The sequence below is a fragment of the Methylobacterium sp. P5_C11 genome (assembly GCF_054049775.1).
In genome coordinates, this window is the sequence record NZ_JBFULS010000016.1 from 50,581 (window position 1) to 71,637 (window position 21,057).

22 protein-coding genes are annotated in these 21,057 nt (G+C 71.2%); 9 read left to right on the plus strand and 13 right to left on the minus strand.

Annotated features, from left to right (window positions below; genetic code table 11):
* Positions 1-60 precede the first annotated feature (60 nt).
* Positions 61-579 (plus strand): TspO/MBR family protein, encoded by a 519-nt coding sequence (locus ACXJKQ_RS11135; protein WP_457105810.1) that lies wholly within the window; start codon positions 61-63, stop codon positions 577-579.
* A gap of 130 nt (positions 580-709) precedes the next feature.
* On the opposite strand, the gene ACXJKQ_RS11140 is transcribed toward ACXJKQ_RS11135, so the two are convergent.
* The 4 genes from ACXJKQ_RS11140 to ACXJKQ_RS11155 all read right to left on the minus strand — a co-directional run bounded on the left by ACXJKQ_RS11140 (position 710) and on the right by ACXJKQ_RS11155 (position 6,432).
* Positions 710-1,237 carry a phosphate-starvation-inducible PsiE family protein gene (locus tag ACXJKQ_RS11140; protein ID WP_457105855.1) on the minus strand — a complete coding sequence of 176 codons (528 nt, stop codon included), beginning with the start codon at positions 1,235-1,237 and terminating at the stop codon, positions 710-712.
* Between the two features lie 122 nt (positions 1,238-1,359).
* On the minus strand, positions 1,360-1,917 hold the full coding sequence (locus ACXJKQ_RS11145) for a DUF4337 domain-containing protein (RefSeq protein WP_457105811.1): 558 nt from the start codon (positions 1,915-1,917) through the stop codon (positions 1,360-1,362).
* Between the two features lie 84 nt (positions 1,918-2,001).
* Positions 2,002-5,139 carry an efflux RND transporter permease subunit gene (locus ACXJKQ_RS11150; RefSeq protein ID WP_457105812.1) on the minus strand — a complete coding sequence of 1,046 codons (3,138 nt, stop codon included), beginning with the start codon at positions 5,137-5,139 and terminating at the stop codon, positions 2,002-2,004.
* Positions 5,140-5,148: 9 nt separating this feature from the next.
* Positions 5,149-6,432 carry an efflux RND transporter periplasmic adaptor subunit gene (locus ACXJKQ_RS11155; protein ID WP_457105813.1) on the minus strand — a complete coding sequence of 428 codons (1,284 nt, stop codon included), beginning with the start codon at positions 6,430-6,432 and terminating at the stop codon, positions 5,149-5,151.
* Between the two features lie 178 nt (positions 6,433-6,610).
* On the opposite strand from ACXJKQ_RS11155, the gene ACXJKQ_RS11160 reads away from it, so the two are divergent.
* Positions 6,611-6,793: a hypothetical protein gene (locus tag ACXJKQ_RS11160; RefSeq protein WP_457105814.1), complete on the plus strand. Its 183-nt coding sequence runs from the start codon at positions 6,611-6,613 to the stop codon at positions 6,791-6,793.
* Between the two features lie 58 nt (positions 6,794-6,851).
* Here the strand turns inward: ACXJKQ_RS11160 and ACXJKQ_RS11165 are convergent, their stop codons facing one another.
* The 4 genes from ACXJKQ_RS11165 to ACXJKQ_RS11180 form a co-directional block, all read right to left on the minus strand.
* Entirely contained in the window at positions 6,852-7,910 is a 1,059-nt protein-coding gene (locus tag ACXJKQ_RS11165) for a glycosyltransferase (RefSeq protein WP_457105815.1), read from the minus strand.
* A complete protein-coding gene (locus ACXJKQ_RS11170; RefSeq protein ID WP_457105816.1) occupies positions 7,907-9,001 on the minus strand; it encodes a glycosyltransferase in 1,095 nt (364 codons plus the stop codon). The genes ACXJKQ_RS11165 and ACXJKQ_RS11170 overlap by 4 nt, the downstream gene beginning before the upstream one ends.
* Before the next feature lie 106 nt (positions 9,002-9,107).
* The gene (locus ACXJKQ_RS11175; RefSeq protein WP_457105817.1) at positions 9,108-10,202 is read right to left on the minus strand and encodes a glycosyltransferase family 4 protein; all 1,095 of its coding nucleotides are present in this window, start codon (positions 10,200-10,202) and stop codon (positions 9,108-9,110) included.
* Positions 10,199-10,324 carry a hypothetical protein gene (locus ACXJKQ_RS11180; protein ID WP_457105818.1) on the minus strand — a complete coding sequence of 42 codons (126 nt, stop codon included), beginning with the start codon at positions 10,322-10,324 and terminating at the stop codon, positions 10,199-10,201. Before ACXJKQ_RS11180 ends, ACXJKQ_RS11175 begins: the two co-directional genes overlap by 4 nt.
* Positions 10,325-10,534: 210 nt before the next feature.
* Between ACXJKQ_RS11180 and ACXJKQ_RS11185 the strand changes: the two genes are divergently transcribed.
* Complete coding sequence (locus tag ACXJKQ_RS11185) at positions 10,535-11,515, plus strand: SPFH domain-containing protein (RefSeq protein ID WP_457105819.1); 981 nt, start codon at positions 10,535-10,537, stop codon at positions 11,513-11,515.
* Positions 11,516-11,523: 8 nt separating this feature from the next.
* Entirely contained in the window at positions 11,524-11,991 is a 468-nt protein-coding gene (locus ACXJKQ_RS11190) for an NfeD family protein (RefSeq protein ID WP_457105820.1), read from the plus strand.
* A 100-nt stretch (positions 11,992-12,091) separates the two neighbouring features.
* On the opposite strand, the gene ACXJKQ_RS11195 is transcribed toward ACXJKQ_RS11190, so the two are convergent.
* Both ACXJKQ_RS11195 and ACXJKQ_RS11200 read right to left on the minus strand, forming a co-directional pair.
* On the minus strand, positions 12,092-12,463 hold the full coding sequence (locus tag ACXJKQ_RS11195; RefSeq protein WP_457105821.1) for a thiol-disulfide oxidoreductase DCC family protein: 372 nt from the start codon (positions 12,461-12,463) through the stop codon (positions 12,092-12,094).
* Positions 12,464-12,567: 104 nt separating this feature from the next.
* Positions 12,568-15,447: a phosphoenolpyruvate carboxylase gene (locus ACXJKQ_RS11200; RefSeq protein ID WP_457105822.1), complete on the minus strand. Its 2,880-nt coding sequence runs from the start codon at positions 15,445-15,447 to the stop codon at positions 12,568-12,570.
* A 141-nt stretch (positions 15,448-15,588) separates the two neighbouring features.
* Between ACXJKQ_RS11200 and ACXJKQ_RS11205 the strand changes: the two genes are divergently transcribed.
* Both ACXJKQ_RS11205 and ACXJKQ_RS11210 read left to right on the plus strand, forming a co-directional pair.
* A complete protein-coding gene (locus ACXJKQ_RS11205) occupies positions 15,589-15,879 on the plus strand; it encodes a hypothetical protein (RefSeq protein ID WP_457105823.1) in 291 nt (96 codons plus the stop codon).
* Positions 15,876-16,562: a hypothetical protein gene (locus tag ACXJKQ_RS11210; RefSeq protein WP_457105824.1), complete on the plus strand. Its 687-nt coding sequence runs from the start codon at positions 15,876-15,878 to the stop codon at positions 16,560-16,562. The genes ACXJKQ_RS11205 and ACXJKQ_RS11210 overlap by 4 nt, the downstream gene beginning before the upstream one ends.
* Positions 16,563-16,580: 18 nt before the next feature.
* Here ACXJKQ_RS11210 and ACXJKQ_RS11215 read toward each other — a convergent pair whose 3' ends face one another.
* The gene (locus ACXJKQ_RS11215) at positions 16,581-16,940 is read right to left on the minus strand and encodes a helix-hairpin-helix domain-containing protein (protein ID WP_457105825.1); all 360 of its coding nucleotides are present in this window, start codon (positions 16,938-16,940) and stop codon (positions 16,581-16,583) included.
* 225 nt (positions 16,941-17,165) lie between these two features.
* On the opposite strand from ACXJKQ_RS11215, the gene rpmF reads away from it, so the two are divergent.
* Complete coding sequence (gene rpmF / locus ACXJKQ_RS11220; RefSeq protein ID WP_003601373.1) at positions 17,166-17,354, plus strand: 50S ribosomal protein L32; 189 nt, start codon at positions 17,166-17,168, stop codon at positions 17,352-17,354.
* Positions 17,355-17,373: 19 nt separating this feature from the next.
* Here the strand turns inward: rpmF and ACXJKQ_RS11225 are convergent, their stop codons facing one another.
* A complete protein-coding gene (locus ACXJKQ_RS11225; RefSeq protein ID WP_457105826.1) occupies positions 17,374-17,616 on the minus strand; it encodes a hypothetical protein in 243 nt (80 codons plus the stop codon).
* Between the two features lie 167 nt (positions 17,617-17,783).
* Positions 17,784-18,374, minus strand: a complete 591-nt coding sequence (gene phaR / locus ACXJKQ_RS11230) for a polyhydroxyalkanoate synthesis repressor PhaR (RefSeq protein WP_457105827.1) — start codon at positions 18,372-18,374, stop codon at positions 17,784-17,786.
* Positions 18,375-18,698: 324 nt separating this feature from the next.
* Here phaR and ACXJKQ_RS11235 point away from each other — a divergent pair, with 324 nt between their 5' ends.
* Both ACXJKQ_RS11235 and phbB read left to right on the plus strand, forming a co-directional pair.
* Positions 18,699-19,883 (plus strand): acetyl-CoA C-acetyltransferase, encoded by a 1,185-nt coding sequence (locus ACXJKQ_RS11235; protein WP_457105828.1) that lies wholly within the window; start codon positions 18,699-18,701, stop codon positions 19,881-19,883.
* A gap of 114 nt (positions 19,884-19,997) precedes the next feature.
* A complete protein-coding gene (gene phbB, locus ACXJKQ_RS11240) occupies positions 19,998-20,726 on the plus strand; it encodes an acetoacetyl-CoA reductase (RefSeq protein ID WP_457105829.1) in 729 nt (242 codons plus the stop codon).
* Positions 20,727-21,057 lie beyond the last annotated feature (331 nt).

Here is a 21,057-nt window from a genome sequence, read left to right on the forward strand (position 1 = left end):
ACGGGCGCGTGCCACGGCGCGCAGGCCCCGGCAAGCCGCGCCGCGTGGAGACGAACGACCATGACCGCCGCAACACATGTGCCCGACGGCGCCGCCCTGCCGCGCTGGCTCCGGCTGGCCGCCGCGATCCTGCCGATCGCGGCGACCGCGGCGATCGGCTCGACGGCGACGCAGGCCGAGATCCCGGGCTGGTACGCCGGCCTGAACAAGCCGGTCTTCAACCCTCCGAACTGGGTCTTTCCGGTCGCCTGGACGATCCTCTACGCGATGATCGCCGTCTCGCTCTGGCGGCTGCTCGGCGCCCTGCCGCGCGTCGGCCCGAGCCGTGAGGGCTGGTGGCTCGCCCTCGCGGCCTTCCTGGTGCAGATCGCGCTCAACGCCGCCTGGACGCCGGTCTTCTTTTCCGCCCACGCGATCGGGGCTGGGCTCGTCGTCGTCGCGATGCTGCTGGTCATGGTGCTCTGGACCATCCGGCTGACCTGGCGGTTCGACAGGATCGCGGCGTGGCTCCTCGTGCCCTACGCCGCCTGGGTGGCCTTCGCGACGCTGCTCAACGCGGCGATCCTGCGGTTGAACTGAGCGCGCGTTCGGTCGGCTTGGACGCGCTCCGGCCTCGCCAACGCAGCGAGGCGATCCCGTGCAGCGGGAGTTCGGCCGGTGCTGCGCCCTTGGATCGCGCCGCGCGCCGACGGCCACGGTCTCCGGATCGTCAGGCCTCGCCGGCCGGCTGCTCCTCGCCTGCGGGTTTCCCGTCGTCGCGGGCGCGGTGGAGCAGGAAGATCGCGAAGACCATCGTGAGGATCAGACCCGCCAGCACCCCGAGCTCGATCATCGACGCCTGGAACAGCGCCTGCTTCTCGGGCGACCAATCCTTGGCGTGCATGATCTCCGAGGATTGCAGCGTGATCACCAGCACCCGCCGGATCGAGGCGATCAGCCCGACGATCAGGAACGGCTCGCAGGTCAGCGTGCCGGACCGCATCGAGACCCGCACCGTGTGCAGGATCTCGATCAGCATGAGCAGGAACAGCAGCCGGTCGATGACCTCCAGGATCTGCTGGGCGCCCCCGAGCGCCCGCATGGCCTCCCAGGTCAGCCCGGCGGCATCGACCAGCGCGACGAGCGCGGTGAGGGCGAGCAGCAGGCCGAGCGCCGCGTAGATCGCGTGCTCGGTGTGCAGGAAGATCGCGCTGGCGAGCCGTGTCAGGCGACCCTGTTCGTCCGAGTGTTCCGGCATCATTCCCCCCTGGAATGTGCCGACAAGACAAGCTTCCTGTGCGCGCGTCCAGCCCGGCAGCACGCCGCTCCGATCCCGAAGCGGGCGAGAGTGGCGTTACGCCGCCCCCCGCCGGATGCCGCTCAGTGGAAGAACGGCAGCGCGTGCGGTGCGAGATAGCCGAAGCCCAGGAGCGCCGCCCCGGCGAGTCCGAGGAAGCCGCCGGCGAACACCAGTATCGTGATGCCGGTGATCACCTCGGCCGACGCCAGCACGATGCCGATCTGGAAGGCCGCCGAGGCCAACTCGTAATGGTGGTAGCGCAGCAGCGTCAGGTCGCGCCGCTCCTCGGAGGCCCGCGCCTTCGCGGTCAGCTCCTTGCGGCCCTCGCCGGTGGCGGGCTCGGATTCCCAGCGCGCCAGGGTCTTGGCCCACTCGGCGCGCTTGGCCGCGATCGCGTCCTGGTTGGCGCCTGGGGGGACCAGGGCCAGGGCCTCGTCGGCGGTCTTGAGCACCGTCGAGCGGATGGTGCGGGCCTGGAAATAGGCCCACTGGTTCGCGGCCTCGACGTTGGCGCCGATCGACTCCGTCTGGGCCGCCTTGCCCAGGGTCTCGCTGAAGGCGAGGAACAGTGCCAGCACCGAGATCAACAGCGCCACGCGCTTGTTGGACCCCTCGATCGCCCCGTGACCACCCGACATCGCTTCGCCCGTCTCCGTTGATTCGACGGGGTCGAGTCACAGCCCATCCCGGGGCGGGGCGCAATGCATGCGGCCGATCCGCGTCTACTCGGCGGCGATCCGTGGCGGTGCCGGACGGCCGTCATTGGCCGGATGGGCCCGATCGAAGGTCAGCGCATCCTCCGGGTCGTCGCGCTCGCCCACGAAGCGGCCGAACAGCCGCTTCAGCAGGCGCGACAGGTCGTCCATCAGCACGAAGATCGCCGGCACGAACACCAGCGACAGCACCGTGGAGACGATCAGGCCGCCGATCACCGCCACCGCCATGGGGGCGCGGAACTCGCCGCCGATCCCGTAGGCCATCGCGGAGGGCACCATGCCGGCCGCCATGGCGATCGTGGTCATCACGATCGGCCGCGCCCGCTTGCGGCCGGCGTCGACGATGGCGACGTTCCGGTCGACGCCCGCGTGGATCTGCTCGACGGCGAAATCCACCAGCATGATCGCGTTCTTGGTGACCACGCCCATCAGCATCAGGATGCCGATCACCACCGGCATCGAGATCGGCATGTGACAGATCAGGAGCGCCAGGATCGCGCCGCCGATGGAGAGTGGCAGCGAGAACAGGATGGTCAGCGGCTGCAGGAAGTTGCCGAACAGCAGGATCAGCACGCCGAACACCATCATCAGGCCGGCGCCCATGGCCAGCGCGAAGCCCTCGAAGACCTCGCCCATCACCTCGGCGTCTCCGGTCTGGCTGATCGTGACCCCCGGCGGCAGATTTTTCGCGGTCGGCAGGTTCATGACCTGGGAGATCAGCTCGGCCAGCGCGTCGGTACCCTGCATGTCGCCTTCGAGGGCGACGCGCACGGCGCGGTCATAGCGGTCGATGCCGGTCGGCCCCTGGCCGAGGCTGATGTCGGCCACCGTGGCCAGCGGCACGGCGGCCCCGCCCTTCACCGGCACCTTCAGGGTCTCAAGATCGGAGAGCCGGCCGCGCAGGCTCTCGGGCAGCTGCACCCGGATCGGCACCTGCCGGTCGGTGGCGTTGAACTTGGCGAGGTTCATGCCGATGTCGCCGATCGTGCCGACCCGCACGGTCTCGGCGATGGTGTCGGTGGTGACGCCGAGATCGGCCGCCACGCCGGGCTTTGGCCGGATGCGGACCTCGGTCCGGTCGAGCGGCGCCGTCGACATCACGTTGACGAGGTGCGGGACCTGCTGGGCCTCGCGCTGGAGCTTTGCGGCGACCTCCGCCACCACCGCCTTGTCGGGGCCGGCGATGATCAGCGCGAGGTCGCGCTGGCCGCCCTCGCGCAGTGCCCAGAAGCGCAGGTCCGGTTCCTCCCGCAGGATCGCCGCCACCTCCGCGTCGACCTGCTTCTGCGTCTTGTGGCGGGTGTTCTTCGGGGTGAGGTTGATGGTGAGACTCGCGAGCCGGACCTCCTTCTTGGCCGGGAGCTGGCGCCCGCCGTCCACGAACACGCTCTTCACCTCGGGCAGCGCGCGGATCCTGTCGACGATCCGGTCCGCCACGCGGACGGTGTCGGGCAGGCGGGCGCCCGGCGGCAGCTCGACCACGAACAGCGTGCGGGCTTGATCCTCGGCCGGGAGGAAGCCCGCCGGCAGGAGGCCCGTGGAGGCGATGGAGGCGGCGAAGCACGCGATGCCGAGCACCAGCGTGATGAACTTGTGCCGCACCGACCACGCCACGAGGCGGGTGTAGCCGCGCATCACGAACCCGTCGCGCTCGTGGTCCGGCCCGTGGTCGCGCAGGAAGTAGGCGGCGAGAAGCGGCGTGATCAGCCGCGCCACGAGCAGCGACATGAACACCGCCGCCGCGATGGTCAGGCCGAACTGCTTGAAATACTGGCCGGCGATGCCGCCCATGAACGACACGGGCGAGAAGATCGCCATGATCGTCGCCGTGATGGCGATGACCGCGAGTCCGATCTCGTCCGCCGCCTCCAGGGCGGCGCGGTAGGGCGACTTCCCCATCCGCATGTGGCGGACGATGTTCTCGATCTCCACGATCGCGTCGTCCACCAGGATGCCGGTGACCAGCGTGATCGCCAGCAGGCTCACGGCGTTGAGCGAGAAGCCCAGTGCGCTCATCACCCAGAAGGTGGGTAGCACCGATAGCGGCAGCGCCACGGCGGCGATCAGGGTCGCCCGCCAGTCGCGCAGGAACAGCAGCACCACCACGACCGCGAGGGCCGCGCCCTCGATCAGCCCCATCATGGCCGAATGGTAGTTGCCGATCGTGTTGACGACGCTGGTGTCGATCAGGTCGAAGCGTACGTCGGGGTTGGCCGCGTGGAGCGCCGCGATCTTCTTGGCCACCCCGACCGAGACGTCGGCGTCGCTCGCGCCGCTGGCGCGGGAGATCGCGAAGGCGACCACCGGCTCGCCGTTGAAGCGCGCGAAGGTGCGGGGCTCCTCGGCGGTGTCTGACAGCGTCGCCAGCTCGTCGAGGCGGACCTTGCGGTTGCCCGGCACGACGATGGAAGTCTTGGCCAGAGTCTCCAGGCTCGCCGAGGCGGCGAGCGCCCGGATCGACTGCTCTTGGCCGCCGACCTCGGCGCGGCCGCCGGCCATGTCGGCGGAGGTCAGGCGCAACTGCCTGTTCACGTCCGCGGCGGTGATGCCCAGCGCCAGCAGCCGGTCGGGCTTGAGGGTGACGCGGATCTCGCGGGCGACGCCGCCGAGGCGCTCGACGCCGCCGACGCCCTTCACGCTCTGCAGACCGCGGGCCACCACGTCGTCCACGAACCACGACAGGTCCTCGGGCGTCATGGCCGGCGCCGAGGCGCCGTAGACCATGATCGGCAGGCCGGCGATCTCTACGCGGGAGACGATCGGCTCGTCGATGGTGCGCGGCAGGTTCTGCCGGATCTTGGCGATCGCATCTTTGACGTCGTTGGTCGCCCGGTCCTGATTGACCTCCAGGCGGAACTCGATCGTCGTCGTCGAGGTACCCTCGGTGATCGTCGAGAGGATGTGCTTGACGCCCTTCACGCCGGCGACCGAATCCTCGACCCACTTGGTGACCTGGGTCTGAAGCTCCGCGGGCGCGGCGCCCGACTGGGTGATCGTCACCGAGACGATCGGAATGTCGATGTTGGGAAACCGCGTGATCGGCAGGGCGCGGAAGCTCACCAGGCCCAGGATCATCAGGACCAGGAACAGCACCACCGAGGGCAGGGGCTTGCGGATCGCCCAGGCGGAGACGTTGAGACGCATGGCTCGGTCCTACCGCGGGGCCGCGTCGGCCATGGGGGTGCTCGCGGGCGAGGGCACCGCCCGCACCCGGTCGCCGTCGCGCAGGAAGCTGCCGGCGCGGGCCACCACGTTCTCGCCGGCGGCGACGCCGGAGCGCAGTTCCGTGACGCCCTCCGCGGAGAGGCCCGTCGTCACGGGCCGGGCCTCGACGCGCCCGTCCTTCACCACGAGGACGCTGGCGCGGCCGTCGGCCGCGTAGAGCAGGCTGGAAACCGGCACCGCGATGCCCGTGCGGCGCGCGACCTCGACGTTGCCGCGGGCGAAGGCGCCGATCCGCAGGGCCGGATCGTCGCCGAGCCGGATGCGGACCTTGCCGAGCCGTGTCGCCCGGTCCACCTCCGGATAGACCCGGCGGACCTTCCCGCCGATGCGCCGTCCGTCATCGAGGTCGAGGCTCGCCGGGTTGCCGACCTGGATGCGGGCGAGGGACGTCTCGGGCACCTCGCCCTCCAGTTCGATCTCACCCCGGGCGATCAGCCGGAACAGCGGCTCGCCCGCCGCGGTGGCGGTGGCGCCGATCCGGGCGGTCCGCCGGTTGACGATGCCGGCTTCGGGCGCCCGGATGTCGGTACGGGCGCGCCGGAGGGCGATCTCGGAGCCCGCGGCGCGCGCCGTGGCGAGGTCGGCCTGGGCGGATTGCAGGCCGCCCCTGGCGGCGGCGAGCCGACCTTCCGCGCCCTGCGCCGCAGAAACCCGTTGCTCCAGCACGGCCGCGGTGGCGTTGCCGGTCTTGGCCAGCGCCTGGGCGCGTTCCAGGGACTGCTTGGCCTCGACGTTGGCGGCTTCCGCCTGGACGATCTGGCTCCGGGCCTGGACGATCGCGGCTTCGGCGCGGGCGACCGCCGCGGCGTTCGACGCCTCCTGCGTGGCGATCATCTCCAGCGACAGCTTCGCCAGCACCTGACCCTTGGCGACGCGGTCGCCCTCCTCGACGAACAGGTCGGTGATGCGCAGGCCCTCGACCTCGGGGGAGACCAGGATCTCGTCCCGCGGGACCAGCGTGCCGGTGACGACGGCCCGCTCGACGATCTCGCGACTCTCGGCCGGCACGACGGTGACCGCCGGCGCGATGGCAGCGGCGTCGGGAACGGCTGCGGTTTCGACGGCCCGGGCCGGCGCCGCGGCGAGGATTGCGAGCCCGCACAGGAGACTGAGGCGGGACGCGCGCCAACGGAGGGAGTTCACGGGAGAGGCCTCGCAGTCGGCGCTGGATTGGTATCGCTTATCCCTGACTGGGCAGGTCGGCGTTTTCATGACGGGCAATCCTGGACGCCCATCAGCATAGCGCCATCCGGCGATGCCGTCGCCGGCCCCCGCGCCGCAGGTTCGAAGCGGCGGCCGGGGAGCGGCTGTCCTGTTCTTTCAACCTGCAACCAGGCGCGAATGGCAACGTTATTGAATCGAAGGTCTTTGCGCGACCGGGGAGGAATCGATGAGCATCTTTCAGATCAAGCAGAAGAAGAGCGGCGCCGTGCTCTGGACCGGTGCGGCCAATGATGAGCAGACCGCCCTCGACGCTATGGCGCGCGAGGCCGGATACCGCGACTTCTCGGCCCTGCCGGATGCGATCCGGGCCGACGGGATCGAGGCGGCGAAGCTCGACCTGATCTCCTGAGGCACCGCTCCGCCCCGTGCTGAGACGACCGGGCGCCCGTTCCTGACGGGCGCCTTTTTCAGGTCGGCCCGAAGCCCTGAACAAGGGTCTCGATCGCGGCCGCACAGGCGCGCACCGCGTCCGGATCGTGGAGGGCTGCGATCGCCGACGGATCGAGGGCGAGGCCGTCCCGGATCAGGCCGGGCCAGGCTGCGGCCGCGGGCCAGCCCGGATGCACGATTGCGGCCCCGAGCCGCGCCAGGGCCGCGGCCTTCTCGGTCTGCTCGCCATAGGCCCGCTCCTCGGGCAGGCAGAGGAAGCGCTTCGCCTGCGCGGCGGCGAGAGCGACCACGCCGTCGCCGCCGCCGCCGACCAGCAGGGCCGCCCCCGCGACCCGCGTCTCGACGTCCGGGACCCAGCCGTGCAGGTGCAGGTTGCCGGGCGTCTCGCCGGAGCCCGAGACCGGACCGAGCACGTGCCAGGGCCGGTCGGGCACGGCCCGCGCCGCCGCGGCGAGGTCCTCGAAATGGCCCCCCGCGCCGCCGCGGCCGAACACCACCACGATGTCCCGGCGCGCCTCGGTCGCCACCTGGGCCGGCCCGCCGAGGAAGCCGGCGTAGAGCGTCTTGGCCCGGACCCAGTCCGGCACGCCCGCGCCGTCGAGGGCCGCGGGGAAGGGCGCGAGAAGCCGCGTCGCGCTCCGGAAGGCTTCGAGATGGGGCTGGTCGGTCCGGGTGCCGGCGAGCCGCACCACCAGCGTCGGGACCGACAGGAGGCGCGCCAGGAGGGCCACCTCCACCGAGACGTCGACCACGAGGAGGGCCGGGTCCGTCCGCTCCGCCCAGGCGGCGATGCGCGCCATCCGGGCGCGGAGGCCGGGATGGTTCAGGGGGGCGTAGTGCAGCGCCTCCGGCCGCTCGGCCTCGCCGTCGCGGCCGTCGAAGGCCGCGCCGCCGCCGAGGGGGCGGTCAAGGGGGCGGTCGTCGGGCAGGTCGACGACGTCGAGCCCGGTGGTGTCGAAACCCGCGAGCGTGCCGAGGATCGTGCAGGGGCGGGGCAGGGCCGCCGCCACGGCTCGGGCGCGCTGGAGATGGCCGGCGCCCTGGTGGTGGACATACCAGCCGATCCCGCGGGTCACGCCGCGTCCCGCACGGAGAGGGCGAGGGCGTCGAGATCGGCGATCGCCCGGTCGAGGGGGCATTCCCGCGCCGGCGCGGCACGCGCCTCGAGGATCCGGTCCGCCCGCTCCACGAAGGCGATGTCGTTGGGGCAGGCGCCGAAGGATGCGAGATCCTCCGCGTCGAGTCCGAGCCGTGCGCAGGCCGCGGCGCGGGCCTCCGGTTCCAGGTGGAAGGCCCGGCGCAACGTGGCCCGGCGCAGGATCAGCGCCTGCCAGTGGGCGGCCTCGGGCAGCAGGTAGGCCTCGCCGTCGAGGACGCGGGCGCGGCGCACCATCTCGGTGGCCATCCCGCCCGAGACCCGGCCCTGATGGCGGGACGAGACCAGCACCTGCACGTCCGGGCAGTGGCGCAGGCGCGCGCCGTTCGACCGCAGAAGCCCGACCAGGGCGTTGTCCTCGCCGCAGGGCAGCGCCGGGAGCCCGCCGACCGCCCGGTACAGGGCGGCCGGTACGGCCAGGCTCGCGCCGGTATGATCGCCGTGGCGGGGGGCGGGGTCGTACGGCGGCGGGTCGAGGAGGTCCTCCAGGCGCCGGACGCCGGACCAGTAGCGTTCGATGCGCGCGTGCAGGGCCGTGAGGTCTGGATCCCCGGACCCGTCGTCGTCGATCACGAGCCGGCCGCCGACCACGTCGGCGCATTCCAGCGCCCGCAGGTTCGCCGCCACCCAATCGGCCGGCAGGCGGGCATCCGCGTCGGTGGTCAGGAGAAATCCGTCGGGCTGTCCGTCGGCGTCGAGCCAGTCGGCACCGGCCTCGAGCGCCATGCGCCGGGCGGTCCCGACATGGGCGTCCGCTTCGCCGAGGGCGACGTCGATCACCCGGAGCGCGAGCGTCGCCAGGATCCCGGAGGCTTCGACATCCCGGACCGCCGGGACGGTCCCGTCCGTGCAATTGTTGGCGAGCACCACGACCCGCAGGGGGGCGCGCGCCGAGACGCCGTTCTGGGCGGCCAGGGACGCCAGCAGGCGGGGCAGGCGCTCGGCTTCGTTCCGGGCGGGGATGCAGACGACGCAGGGCAGCGGGACCGGATGGTCGGCGTCTGGGGTCATGTCAGGTCTCCCGTGGCACCGTCACGGGCCGCGGAGGTGCGGCGCGTCGCTCGCCAGGCTCCGGGCTCGGGTGCATGCATGGCCGGTGGCGCGGGCTCCACGCCGCTCAGCCCCGTCCTCCCGCGACGCGCAGCGCGGGCCGTGCCCGCTCGGCACAGCGCGCGATCACCGCATCGTAGGCTTCGAGGTAGCGCCCGGTCATGGCGGTGGCGTCATAGAGCGCCTCGGCCCGGTCCCGGCAGGCCCGGCGCGAGAGGCCGGCGGCCTCCCGGATCGCCACGGACAGGTCCTGGGGATCGTCCGGACGGGCGAGCCGGCCGCAGGACGCGTCGAGGATGTCGGGCATGGCGCCCCGCCGGAAGGCGGCCACCGGCGTGCCGCAGGCCAGCGCCTCCGCCACGACGAGGCCGAAGGGCTCTTCCCAGCGCGGCGAGACGATCGCCACCCGAGCCCGGCCGAGATGATGGGCGAGGTCCCGGTGCGAGAGGTGGCCGAGATGCGTGAGGTCCGGCCCGAGCCGCGGGGCGATCTCGGCGGCCCAGTAGCCCGGGTTGAGCTTCGGCCCGGCAAAGGTCAGCGGCAGCCCGGCGGCGCGGGCGGCGTCGATGGCGAGGTGCAGCCCCTTCTCGGGCACGATCCGCCCTGACCAGAAGGCGAAGGGCGGCGCGTCGGCAGCCTCCGAGAATGCGAAGGTGGAGAGGTCGACCCCATTGTCGACCACCTGCGCGCCGGGCACCAGATGCGCCCATTCCTGGGCCAGAGACGGCGAGACCGCGAGGAACGCCATGTCCGGATCGGCCTGCACGATGCCGCCGACGAGCGATTCGAAGGGCGGCGTGTGCAGCACCGTGATCCAGGGCAGGCCCAGCTGGGCGCTCTCGCGCAGCGGCAGCGCGTGCAGGGAATTGTTATGGACGAGGTCGAAGCCGCCGGCCGCGACCATCTCCATCATGCGCCGGTAGGCGTCGTGTTCCGCCCGGTCGATCGCGTCCTCGAGTTCCGGATCGAGGAGCGCGTCCCCGGTGGGATCGCAGAGCATCACCGGATCGAGCGCCGGGTCCGATCCGCGGCTGGCGAACAGCGTGACATCGTGCCCGTGCCGCCTGAGCGCGACGGTGAGGAGGTGCGTGTGCATCTCCAAGCCGCCGGCATAGGGCTGGCCGATCGGGTACTTCAGATGTGCGAGGACTGCGATCTTCACGCGCGCACCGAATCCGGTTGAATGGGGATTTCTGCCGCCCACAGCGACGCGAAAGGACTTATTTCCGCAGCGAGGGTGGCGGCGATCATGCCGATTGTTTCTTCAACAAGCGTTGCGTTCACGGGGCTGGTGCGACGACAAACGCGGCGCTTGCCGGCTGTTTAGGCGCGGCGGCCTGAACCAATGATGATCGAGACCGGTGGTGGGCCGTTCACCCTCCGGACGGCGCGGGGCCGGATTCCGCCCGTGTCGCGGAGCCTGCATCGACCTGTTAAGCTGCCTGCGCGTCGCCCGCCGGACGCGATGCGGCGAGTGAAGGGGGAGAGGGCGCGATGGGGCTTCCGGTCGGGCTCAGCGTGTTCGCGGTGGGTGTCGCGGCGCTGGCGATCGTCACCCTGGCGGCAGGCGTGAAGATCGTCCCGCAGGGCTACGTCTACACGGTGGAGCGCTTCGGACGCTACGCACGCAGCCTGGAGGCTGGTCTCGGGCTGATCACGCCGTTCATCGAGCGCGTCGGCCGGCGGGTCAACGTGATGGAGCAGGTGATCGACGTTCCGAGCCAGCAGGCGTTCACCCGCGACAATGCCGGCGTCACCATCGATGCGGTGGTGTTCTACCAAGTGCTCGACGCGGCGCGGGCCTCCTACGAGGTCACGAACCTCGACCTCGCCGCCACGACCCTGACCATGACGAATATTCGCACCGTGGTCGGCTCGATGGACCTCGACCAGCTGCTGGCCCATCGCGACGAGATCAACGAGCGTCTGCTGCGGGTGATGGACGCGGCGGCTTCGCCCTGGGGCGTGAAGATCAACCGCATCGAGATCAAGGACATCGTTCTCCCGGCCGACCTTGCCGGGGCCATGGCCCGCCAGATGAAGGCCGAGCGCGAGAAGCGTGCCTCGATCCTGGAGGCCGAGGGTCAGCGCGCCGCCGAGATCCTGCGGGCCGAAGGGCGCAAGCAGTCGGCCATCTTGGAGGCCGAGGGTCGGCGCGAGGCCGCGTTCCGCGACGCGGAGGCGCGGGAGCGCTCCGCCGAGGCGGAGGCGGCCGCGACCGGCATGGTCAGCCGGGCGATCGCCGAGGGCGACATCGCGGCCGCGAATTTCCTCGTCGCGGAGAAGTACGTCGACGCCGTGCGGGCGATCGCCACGGCGCCCAACCAGCGGGTCGTCGTTGTACCGATCGAGGCGGCGGCGCTGGCGGGGACGCTCGGTGGCATCGGAGAACTGACCCGCTCGGTGTTCGGTGATGGCGCCCCGGCGCCCCGGCGCACCGGGACCCCGCCCAACGTCGCCCCGCCGCGGGCCTGACGCGGGCCATGCTCACATCCGTCGCCGACGCGGTCGCGGCGCTCGGCCCAGCCTGGAGCTGGGTCGTCGCCGGGCTCGTGCTGGCGGGGACCGAGATCCTCGTGCCGGGCGTGTTCCTGATCTGGCTCGGCCTCGCGGCGCTCGCGACCGGTCTCGCCGCCGCAGCGCTGCCCATGCCCTGGCAGGCTCAGACCCTGCTGTTCGCGGCGTTGGCCGTCGTCCTGGTCGGGGTCGCCACCCGTCTGCAGCGGCGCGGCGCCGGACGAGCGGGGTCCGGCCTGAACCGCGCCGACCGCGGCCTGATCGGGCGCGAGGGCTTCCTCGAAGAGCCGATCGTGCAGGGTGCGGGCCGGATCCACTTCGACGATACGCTCTGGCGGGTCGCCGGGCCGGATCTTCCGGCGGGCTGCCGGGTGCGGGTGACGGGCATGACGGGAACGATCCTGCGGGTCGAGGCGGCGGGCGGTCGTCCCTGACCGCGAAGGGGCGTTGCGCGGGCCGGCCGCCCGGTATCAGCCGGGGATCGCAATCCCGGGCCGCCTCGAAAAAGGCCGTGTCTCCCCTCGGAGATCGGGATCAGGTCCGCACCCGCCGCTGGTCGAACCGCCGGACCAGCCGCTGCAGCCGGGGTCGGACGCGGAGGAACAGGCCGTAGAGCCGCTCGAGCAGGCTCAGGACCATGCCGGACCGCGCGAGGAGACCGAGCGGGCGCAGGACCGGGATCGCACGCCACATCGCCGCGAAGGCCGCGGCACCGGTCAGCACGCGCCCGCCTTCCCGCGCGTGGAAACGCGCCAGCATGTCCGCCCGCGACGCGGGACAGGCGCCCGCATTTTCCGCGACGTCGATAAAGGTGATCGCGCCGCGCCGATCCAGCCGGCGCATGAGCGCGATCTCCCGCCGGCAGAGCGGGCAACCCCCATCGAACCACACGACGACCTGTTCCATGACGGGCGATATAGGCCGGCGCCCGCGCGCCCGACAGGCCGCCGCGGGCCGCTCCCCTCGGTACCGAGCCGGCCTTGCGAGCGCCGCCGAGGGCAAAGGCCCCGTCAGCCGAACGCCCCGACCTCGTGCTGGATCATACCGGAGATTTCGCGGACCTGATCGAACATCCGGCGGATCGGCTGGAACAGGTTGGCGTGCTCCGCCTCGTAGGTGCCGACATCCCGCGGCCCCGCGGGCTCGCCGAAGTTTAGGCCGAGCGTCGGATCCGGCGTGATCGGGAAGATCGCGTCGAGGAGCGTCAGGCAGCCGTCGATGTCGAGGCGCAGGACGCGCTCCAGCAGCTGCTCGCGGGAGATGCCCGCCTGCGGCCGGAATCCCGGGATGTGCACCGCCAGGAACCAGATCCGGTGGATCAGGGCCAGCCGCAGCGCGTGGAGCAGGGTCAGCCGCGCCGACATGGCCGGGAGGTCGGGGGCGGCCGCTCGCAGGGCGAGCCAGTCGCGGGTCAGCCGTCCGAACAGGTTGCGGAGGGCGGGGGCGAGATCGAGGCGCTCGAGGGCACCGGAGATCACCACCAGCTCGTCCCGGCGGAAATCCTTCTGCGTGCGCCGCGCCCGCTCCAGCCACACGGCCGGATCGAGGGTGTCGATGTAGGCGCGCAGGACGTCGAGGTCGCCTACGGAGGCCGCGTGCTGCACCAGCCGGAAGGCCCGGGAGAACCGCACCGAATCGCGGCGCATGTCCCGGAACAGGTCCGGGCCGCGCTGGGCGGCCCGGCCGATCCCGTGGAGCGAATTCGCCAGGAAGCCGAGCTGGTGCAGGATCGCGTTGTTGGGGATCGCCCGCATCTGGCGCGGATGGGTGATCCGGGCCGGGCCGCCATTGTCGGACTGGCGCGCCACGGGACGGGAGCCGGTGCGGTCGATCAGGCTCGGGCCGAAGGTGCCGAGCAGGGCGGCGTAGCCCGGATCGTCGACCAGCGCCTCCATGTCCTGGCGGGCCGCGGTGAAGAATTCGAGGGCGAAATCCGGCTCGGAATAGATCGGATCGTCCTTGGGTGCCGACCCCTTCGGATGGTCGTTGAGGGCATAGTCCGAGAAGGTGTCCTCCTCGGTGACGTCCAGCGCGTAGACGTGCTCGGCGATCCGGGCGACGCTCGCCGCCGCCAGCGCCTCGGTGCCGTAGAGCAGGTAGCCGTCGGTACCCTGGAAGCTCGATTCGAGGCGGACCCGGATGCCGGCCTTCCGGGCGCGGTCCCGCGCATCCTCGGGGGCGAGGTAGGCGAGGCGGTCGCGCAGGGAGGTCGGATGCGCGCCGCGCCCGATCGACTCGCCGTGGGTGTCGAAGATCGCCAGCTCGACGTCGGAGAGGCCGTTCTGGACCAGCATCTCGGTGATCCGCAGCCGCAGCCGCTCGATCCAGAAGGTCGCCGCCAGCTGGCCGACGTAGCGACCGGAATCCGAGTAGCCGAACTGCACGGTGAGCCGGCCGATGCGCTTGAGGTATTGGCGCCAGTGCGGGTTGCGCAGGGCGTCGTCGAGCACCCGGATGCCCTGCTCGAGTGCGCTCGCCGTCTCGAACAGCGGCGTGATCTCCAGCTTGTCGGCGATGCCGTAGTGGCGGGCCAGCCAGAGGGCGGCGAGCAGGGTGTAGCCGGTCTCGGTCTCGGCGATCAGGAAGCGCACCGGATGGGTGCCGTCCACGTGCTTGAGGATCTGGGCGATCGTCATCATCAGGCGGGCGGCGGAGGCCCGCTCGGCCGCCAGCGCCCCGAAATCGACGGCGACCGGGCGGACGTCGTTGAGCAGGGCGTGGATGGTCGCGAGATGCGAGCGGCGCCGGGCCGCGTCGGCGGGCTCGCCCTCCAGGTCGATCACCCGGCGGACCGCGTTGTGGATCTGGCTGGCGTTCAGCCGGAAATGCGGCAGGGCGTTCGACAGGCCGTGGGTCGCGACGCCCGCGCGCAGGACGGCGATCCGCCGCTTGTCCGCCGCGTCGTCGGCGGAGTCCAGGGCGGTCGTCAGCCCGGCCACGAGGGCGCCCGCATCGGTCTGGGCACGCTCGCGCTCGATGATGAGCGCCAAGGCGAAGCGGTGGACCGCTTCGAGGGACGGCTTGTCGCCCAGGCGCGGCGCCACCGCGAGCTGGCGGTTCACCGCTGCCAGGGCGTTCTCGGCCAGGGACCGGACCTCGCGGCAGGCGGCGATCTCGGGCAGGTCGCGCATCACCCGGTCGAATTGCATGCGCTTCGAGATCAGGCGGTAGCGCAGGGTGTCCCACCAGCCGATATCGGTGCGCCCGTCCGTGTCGCAGCCGACCCAGCTGGCGATGGCGAACGGGCGGGGCGTCAGCTCCGTCCAGCCTTCCGGCCAGCGGGCGCGGGCGGCGTCGAGAACGGCGCCGTTGAAGGCGTCCAGGGCGAGACGGCCGTTATTGGCCGCTGCGCAGGCCTGCTCGAACTCGACATCCAGGGTGATCGGCGCGTCCGGTCGCGTGGACAGGGCCGCAGCGCGGGCGATCAAGCCGGCACGGGCGCCGGGATCGGGCAGGCTCGCGGCCTCGGCGAGGAGGCCGGCGACGGCCCTCGGCATGCCGAAGGTCGGATGGGCGGTGAACACCACCGCGAAGGCGGTGCGGTGGATCAGGGCCGCGAAGGCCTCAAGGCTGTCGGGCCGGTCCGGGACGGCGGCCACGAGGCGGGCGGGGATCGCCGCCTGGGGATCCTCCGAGCCGCCGTCGAGACCCACATAGGCCCGCAGCCGCTCTGCCCGGGCCGCCAGGGCGGCGGCGCGCAGGCGCACGAACAGGGCTTCCAGGTCGCCCGTCGCGATCTCGTTCCGGTCGAACCGGCGGGTGATCGCGAGGGTCACCGCCAGGACGGGGTTGCGGAACGGGTCCTCCCGGGCCTGATCCCGGGCGGCCTCGATCAGTCCGAGGAGGTGCGCCTCCAGTTCCTCGGGCTCGCGGCTCGGCTCATGCTGCATCGGTCGGTCCCGGCTCCGGTCTGCCCGCATCTACCCGGTCGGGCGAGCCACGCAAGGAGCGTTCCGCGCGCGATCGGGGACTCGACGGGGTGGCGGCGGCCCCACGCGCGGGTTAGAGCTTGCCTCCTCATGGAGCGCCTGTTGATCATCCTGGCTATCCTGGTCTTCGCCGTCGCCCTCGTCGCCGTCGCCGCGATGGCGGCCCGCGGCCGGCGCGAGCCCCTGCGCATGGGCGCCGAACTCGACCATGAGGATGAGAATCTGCTCATCGGATCCATCGGACCCCGCAGGAGTCCGATCGACCGCAGCGCCCAGGTTCTCGATCCACGCGTTCTCGATCTGGAAGCGATTGAATTGGAACCGATCCGGGCGCTCGACCGAACTGAGCGCGGCGAGCCCCGCCGTCGAGACCTGCCGGGAGCCGGCCAATGAGGCCTTTCGCATGCGGAGCAGGCCGGCTGCTGCTGGCCGCCCCCCTGTGCCTGTCGATGGGGCAGGCCGTTCCGGCGGCTCCCGCCGGCAATCCGCCTGCGCCGGCCGCTCCCGCCCAGGCCGCTCCCGCCCAGGCCACACCGGCTCCGGCGCCCACCTCGGAGCCGCCCGCCGCTCAGGCGCCAACGCCCACGCCGGCAGCCGGCCCGCCCCTCGCACAGCCCTGCGGGACATCGGCGGCCCGCTTCGAGAACGGCAAAGGGTTCAAGATGCTGATCACCCGGGCCGGGCAGGTCCGGACGACGAACCCGCTCAGGCCGCTGACGCCCGAGGTGAACGAGGTTCTCCAGGTCGTGATCGCCGGCAAGGTCGCGACCGCCTACGGACCGGACTTCACCACGCTGCGGCGCGGCAGCGCGGCGTCGGCCATCGAGGCGATGTTGGGCGGATCGATTCGCTGGCAGCCGGCGCTGCCGACCTTCCCCGATCCGATCGCGATCGTCACCGAGGAGGGGACGCCCCTGGCGCAGCTCTCCTTCCGCGCCTGCGAAAGCCCGCCTGCCGTCAAGGCTCCCAAGGCCGAGGCTCGCAAGAAGGCGCCCCCCCGGCACGCGGCCCCGAAGGCCGCGGCCCAGAAGACGCCTTCGGGCTTTTCCATGCCGCAGGGGGCGATCGCCGAATAGGCGCGCCTGTTTCTGCGCCTATTTCTGCTTGGCGATGACCTTGTCCTTGATGCCGTCGTAGACGCCCTTTGAGAGGATCTTCTTGGAGACCAGGTCGTCCTTGCCGTGGTAGGGGCGGCCCTTGATGATCGCGGCGGCGCGGGCCGCACCGATGCCGGGCAGGGCGTCGAGTTCCTCGGCGCTGGCGCTGTTGAGGTCGACGAGCACGCCCTTGGCGGCGTTCGGCGAGCCGGCGACCGGCGCGCTCGGGGCCGCGGGCTTCATGGGTGCCGTCGGCGCTGCGGTGGTCGGCGCCTGGGGCGACTGCGCCAGGGCCGGTACCCCGACGAGGCTCGACAGGAGGGCGAGGAGGGCGAGTGTCTTGGTGGAGGAGGCCATGGCGTTCTCCCGAGGGGCACGGCCCGCTCAGCGGTACCGTCGCGTCAGATCTGCGCCGCGCCGCTTGAACCCACGCTTAACGGTTGTGGCCCGGAACCCCTAGCCAGGCGCCGGCGCCGAGGCTATAAGCCCGCCCTCATCCGTATCCCGCGGTGTGCGAGGCGATCCTCGATCGAGGAGCCGCCCGCGCGCCGCTTTGTCCGCGGCGTCACGAAGGATCCAGCCATGGCCGTTCCGAAGCGAAAGACTTCCCCCTCCCGCCGCGGCATGCGCCGCTCGGCCGACGCCCTCAAGGCGCCGACCTACGTCGAGGACAAGGATTCGGGCGAGCTGCGCCGTCCGCACCATATCGACCTCAAGACCGGCATGTACCGCGGCCGTCAGGTCCTGAAGGTGAAGTCCGCAGAGGCCTGAGCTTCGCGAGGGCGGCGCCTCAGGCGAGGCGCCGCGCAGCTTCCGCGTAGCGCGCGGCGGCCACCCGGGTCCGTTCCAGGCGCGACGGCTGCAAGGTCGGGTCGTCGGCCGACAGCAGCTGCGCGACGAAGACGGCCCGGGGTTTCCCGACCGCCGCACGTTCCGCCGACAGAGCCTCCCGCCGCCCGTCGGACTGCCCACCATCGATGACGGTGAGGGCGCGGGCCGTCGGCTGACCCGGCTCCGCGTCTGTCGATGACATCACATCCGGCGCGCGTCGGCCGGGCCGGGCCTGTACCGGATCGAGACGGCTGACTGTTCCGATCCGCACCATGGCCACGCCCTCCGCACGTTTCCGTGCCGGTGTCGCAAAGGTGGGGCCGGCGTTTACTAATCGTCAACCCTTTATCCGGTCGCGCCGACTACCGATTATTTTTTCGCGAGCGCCTCGAGGCGCTGCTGCATCTCCAGCATCTGGCGCTTGAGGTCGTCCAGCTCGCCGCCGGCATAGGCTGCGGGCTGTGCCGCCGTGGTCGGCTGCGCCCCCGTTGCGGGCGGCGCGAACCCCGTGAACATCTTCATGGCGTCGCCGAAGAAGTTCATGTTGGTGCGCACCTGCTGCTCGATCGCGTTCTGGAACGCGGCCGGACCGAAGCTGTGGGCGAACTTCTCGCGCAACCCGTCTTGGTCCTTGGCGAAATTCGCCATGGAGAATTCGAGGAAACTCGGCACCATCGTGCGCATGCTGTCGCCGTAGAACCGGATCAGCTGGCGGAGGAACGCCACGGGAAGCAGATTCTCGGCCCCGGCCTTGTTCTCCTGCTCGAAGATGATCTGCGTGAGTACCGAGCGGGTGATGTCGTCGCCGGTGCGCGCATCGTAGACGATGAAGTCCTCGCCGTTCTGGACCATCGTGGCGAGGTCCTCCAGCGTCACGTAGGTCGAGGTACCGGTGTGATAAAGGCGCCGATTGGCGTACTTCTTGATGACGGTCTGGGTGGCCTTGACGGTATCCGCCATCGGGAACGGCCTTTCTGGACTCGGGACCGGGGGGCGTTGCAGGCGCGCGGTGCAGCCTGACGGGGGCTGTCTTCGCGCCCGCAACACGATCCTTAAAGCCTTCGCCGAGCGCAGAAAACAGCAAACTGCACGTCTTCAACGCAGAATAATGCAGGCTGCTCCCACGCACGAACCGTCTCGATTCCGCAAGTGTGTCGGCGTCGCGATTTAGCGCTTTGAACGGCAACCTTGACTTCGCTGATCCCACGCCCTTCATCCCAAGACCGGCATAGAGCGCGCCCAGCACGACAATGGCGCGCCGGCTCGCGAGAGGAGAACGTTCACATGGCAGGCAGCGAAGAGATCGTCATCGTCGGGGCCGCGCGCACGGCGGTCGGCTCGTTCGGCGGCGCCTTCGGGGCGGTGCCGGCCCACGAACTCGGCGCCACGGCCATCAAGGCCGCCCTGGAGCGGGCCAAGGTCTCCCCGGACGACGTGGACGAGGTGATCTTCGGTCAGGTGCTCACTGCGGGCGCCGGCCAGAACCCGGCCCGGCAGGCCGCCATCAAGGCCGGCATCCCCGAGAAGGCCACCGCCTGGGGCCTCAACCAGGTCTGCGGCTCGGGCCTGCGCACGGTCGCCATCGGCATGCAGCAGATCGCCAACGGCGACGCCAAGGTCATCGTCGCCGGCGGACAGGAATCCATGTCGCTCTCGCCCCACGCGCAGTACCTGCGCGCCGGCCAGAAGATGGGCGACGTCAAGCTCGTCGACACCATGATCAAGGACGGCCTGTGGGACGCCTTCAACGGCTATCACATGGGCCAGACAGCCGAGAACGTCGCCCAGGCCTTCCAGCTCACCCGCGAGCAGCAGGACCAGTTCGCCACGCGGTCGCAGAACAAGGCCGAGGCCGCCCGCAAGGAGGGGCGCTTCAAGGACGAGATCGTCCCCGTGACGGTGCCGGGCCGGAAGGGCGACACGATCGTCGACACCGACGAGTACATCCGTGACGGCGCTACCCTGGAGGCGATGGCCAAGCTGAAGCCGGCCTTCACCAAGGACGGCACCGTGACGGCGGCCAACGCCTCGGGCCTCAACGACGGCGCCGCCGCCCTCGTGCTGATGTCGGCCTCGGAGGCCGAGCGCCGCGGCCTTACCCCGCTCGCGAAGATCAAGTCCTGGGCGACCGCGGGCGTCGATCCGAAGGTGATGGGCACTGGCCCGATTCCCGCCTCCCGCAAGGCCTTGGAGAAGGCCGGCTGGAAGCCGTCCGACCTCGACCTGATCGAGGCCAACGAGGCCTTCGCCGCCCAGGCGCTGGCGGTGAACAAGGACATGGGTTGGGACGACGCGAAGGTGAACGTCAACGGCGGCGCCATCGCCATCGGTCACCCGATCGGCGCGTCCGGCGCCCGCGTCCTCGTCACCCTGCTGCACGAGATGAAGCGCCGTGACGCCAAGAAGGGCCTCGCCACGCTCTGCATCGGCGGCGGCATGGGCGTCGCGATGTGCGTCGAGCGGGCCTGATCGCTCCGGGGCGGCGAGCCTGCTGGACAACTTAGACTTAAGGCCGAGATCACAAAAATTCGCGTGCGGACGCCATCCGCACGCGGCATCACGGGATGCGAACAGGAGGAAACAATGGCTCAAGGACGCGTCGCCCTGGTCACGGGCGGCACTCGCGGCATCGGCGCGGCGATCTCGAAGCGGCTCAAGGACAAGGGCTACCGGGTCGCGGCCAATTACGGCGGCAACGACGAGGCGGCCAACGCCTTCAAGGCCGAGACCGGCATCCCGGTCTTCAAATTCGACGTCGGCGATCTCGCGAGCTGCGAGGCCGGCATCAAGGCGGTCGAGGCCGAACTGGGGCCGATTGAGGTGCTGGTGAACAACGCCGGCATCACCCGGGACGGCGCCTTCCACAAGATGACCTTCGACAAGTGGCAGGCCGTCATCAAGACCAATCTCGATTCGATGTTCACCTGCACACGTCCGCTGATCGAGGGCATGCGCAGCCGCAACTTCGGGCGCATCATCATCATCTCGTCGATCAACGGCCAGAAGGGCCAGGCCGGCCAGACCAACTACTCGGCCGCCAAGGCCGGCGTGATCGGCTTCGCCAAGGCCCTGGCGCAGGAGAGCGCGTCCAAGGGCATCACGGTGAACGTGATCGCGCCGGGCTACATCGCCACCGAGATGGTGATGGCGGTGCCGGAGGAGATCCGCAACAAGATCATCTCCACCATTCCCACGGGCCGCCTGGGCGAAGCCAACGAGATCGCCCACGCGGTCGAGTATCTGGCGAGCGACGAGGCCGGCTTCGTGAACGGCTCGACGCTGACCATCAACGGCGGCCAGCACTTCGTCTGATCGCCAGCGGGCGCGCACGGTTCAGGCCGGCGCGCCCGCATTCGGGTTCGGCAGCGGTTTCCGGCCTTCGACGGGGACGCGCCTGCCGGGCCGCTTGTCCGCCGTGCGGAGCGCGGTCCCATCCCGGCGAGGTCGCATGATCCCGGCTCGGACCCGCCGCTCGAAGGCCGCCTGACGGCCACGCCGATCATCCACCGGTACGGACGACGCCACCGCCTGTGCGGACCGGCATGAGGCCCGACACCGCGGCGCGCGGGCGCTCCGGCGCAGGCCCAGCGATCTATCCCTGCGATCCACGAGTGAAAGCGTGACGAAGGCCCTTCTCGGCGCG

Coding starts and splice junctions, on each gene's coding strand:
- ACXJKQ_RS11170 (WP_457105816.1), bottom strand. CDS start 9,001: ATGACCCCAGACGCCGACCATCCGGTCCCGCTGCCCTGCGTCGTCTGC.
- ACXJKQ_RS11235 (WP_457105828.1), top strand. CDS start 18,699: ATGGCAGGCAGCGAAGAGATCGTCATCGTCGGGGCCGCGCGCACGGCG.
- ACXJKQ_RS11190 (WP_457105820.1), top strand. CDS start 11,524: ATGCTCACATCCGTCGCCGACGCGGTCGCGGCGCTCGGCCCAGCCTGG.
- ACXJKQ_RS11140 (WP_457105855.1), bottom strand. CDS start 1,237: ATGCCGGAACACTCGGACGAACAGGGTCGCCTGACACGGCTCGCCAGC.
- ACXJKQ_RS11200 (WP_457105822.1), bottom strand. CDS start 15,447: ATGCAGCATGAGCCGAGCCGCGAGCCCGAGGAACTGGAGGCGCACCTC.
- ACXJKQ_RS11150 (WP_457105812.1), bottom strand. CDS start 5,139: ATGCGTCTCAACGTCTCCGCCTGGGCGATCCGCAAGCCCCTGCCCTCG.
- ACXJKQ_RS11225 (WP_457105826.1), bottom strand. CDS start 17,616: ATGTCATCGACAGACGCGGAGCCGGGTCAGCCGACGGCCCGCGCCCTC.
- ACXJKQ_RS11155 (WP_457105813.1), bottom strand. CDS start 6,432: ATGAAAACGCCGACCTGCCCAGTCAGGGATAAGCGATACCAATCCAGC.
- phbB (WP_457105829.1), top strand. CDS start 19,998: ATGGCTCAAGGACGCGTCGCCCTGGTCACGGGCGGCACTCGCGGCATC.
- rpmF (WP_003601373.1), top strand. CDS start 17,166: ATGGCCGTTCCGAAGCGAAAGACTTCCCCCTCCCGCCGCGGCATGCGC.
- ACXJKQ_RS11145 (WP_457105811.1), bottom strand. CDS start 1,917: ATGTCGGGTGGTCACGGGGCGATCGAGGGGTCCAACAAGCGCGTGGCG.
- ACXJKQ_RS11135 (WP_457105810.1), top strand. CDS start 61: ATGACCGCCGCAACACATGTGCCCGACGGCGCCGCCCTGCCGCGCTGG.
- ACXJKQ_RS11215 (WP_457105825.1), bottom strand. CDS start 16,940: ATGGCCTCCTCCACCAAGACACTCGCCCTCCTCGCCCTCCTGTCGAGC.
- ACXJKQ_RS11160 (WP_457105814.1), top strand. CDS start 6,611: ATGAGCATCTTTCAGATCAAGCAGAAGAAGAGCGGCGCCGTGCTCTGG.
- phaR (WP_457105827.1), bottom strand. CDS start 18,374: ATGGCGGATACCGTCAAGGCCACCCAGACCGTCATCAAGAAGTACGCC.
- ACXJKQ_RS11210 (WP_457105824.1), top strand. CDS start 15,876: ATGAGGCCTTTCGCATGCGGAGCAGGCCGGCTGCTGCTGGCCGCCCCC.
- ACXJKQ_RS11185 (WP_457105819.1), top strand. CDS start 10,535: ATGGGGCTTCCGGTCGGGCTCAGCGTGTTCGCGGTGGGTGTCGCGGCG.
- ACXJKQ_RS11195 (WP_457105821.1), bottom strand. CDS start 12,463: ATGGAACAGGTCGTCGTGTGGTTCGATGGGGGTTGCCCGCTCTGCCGG.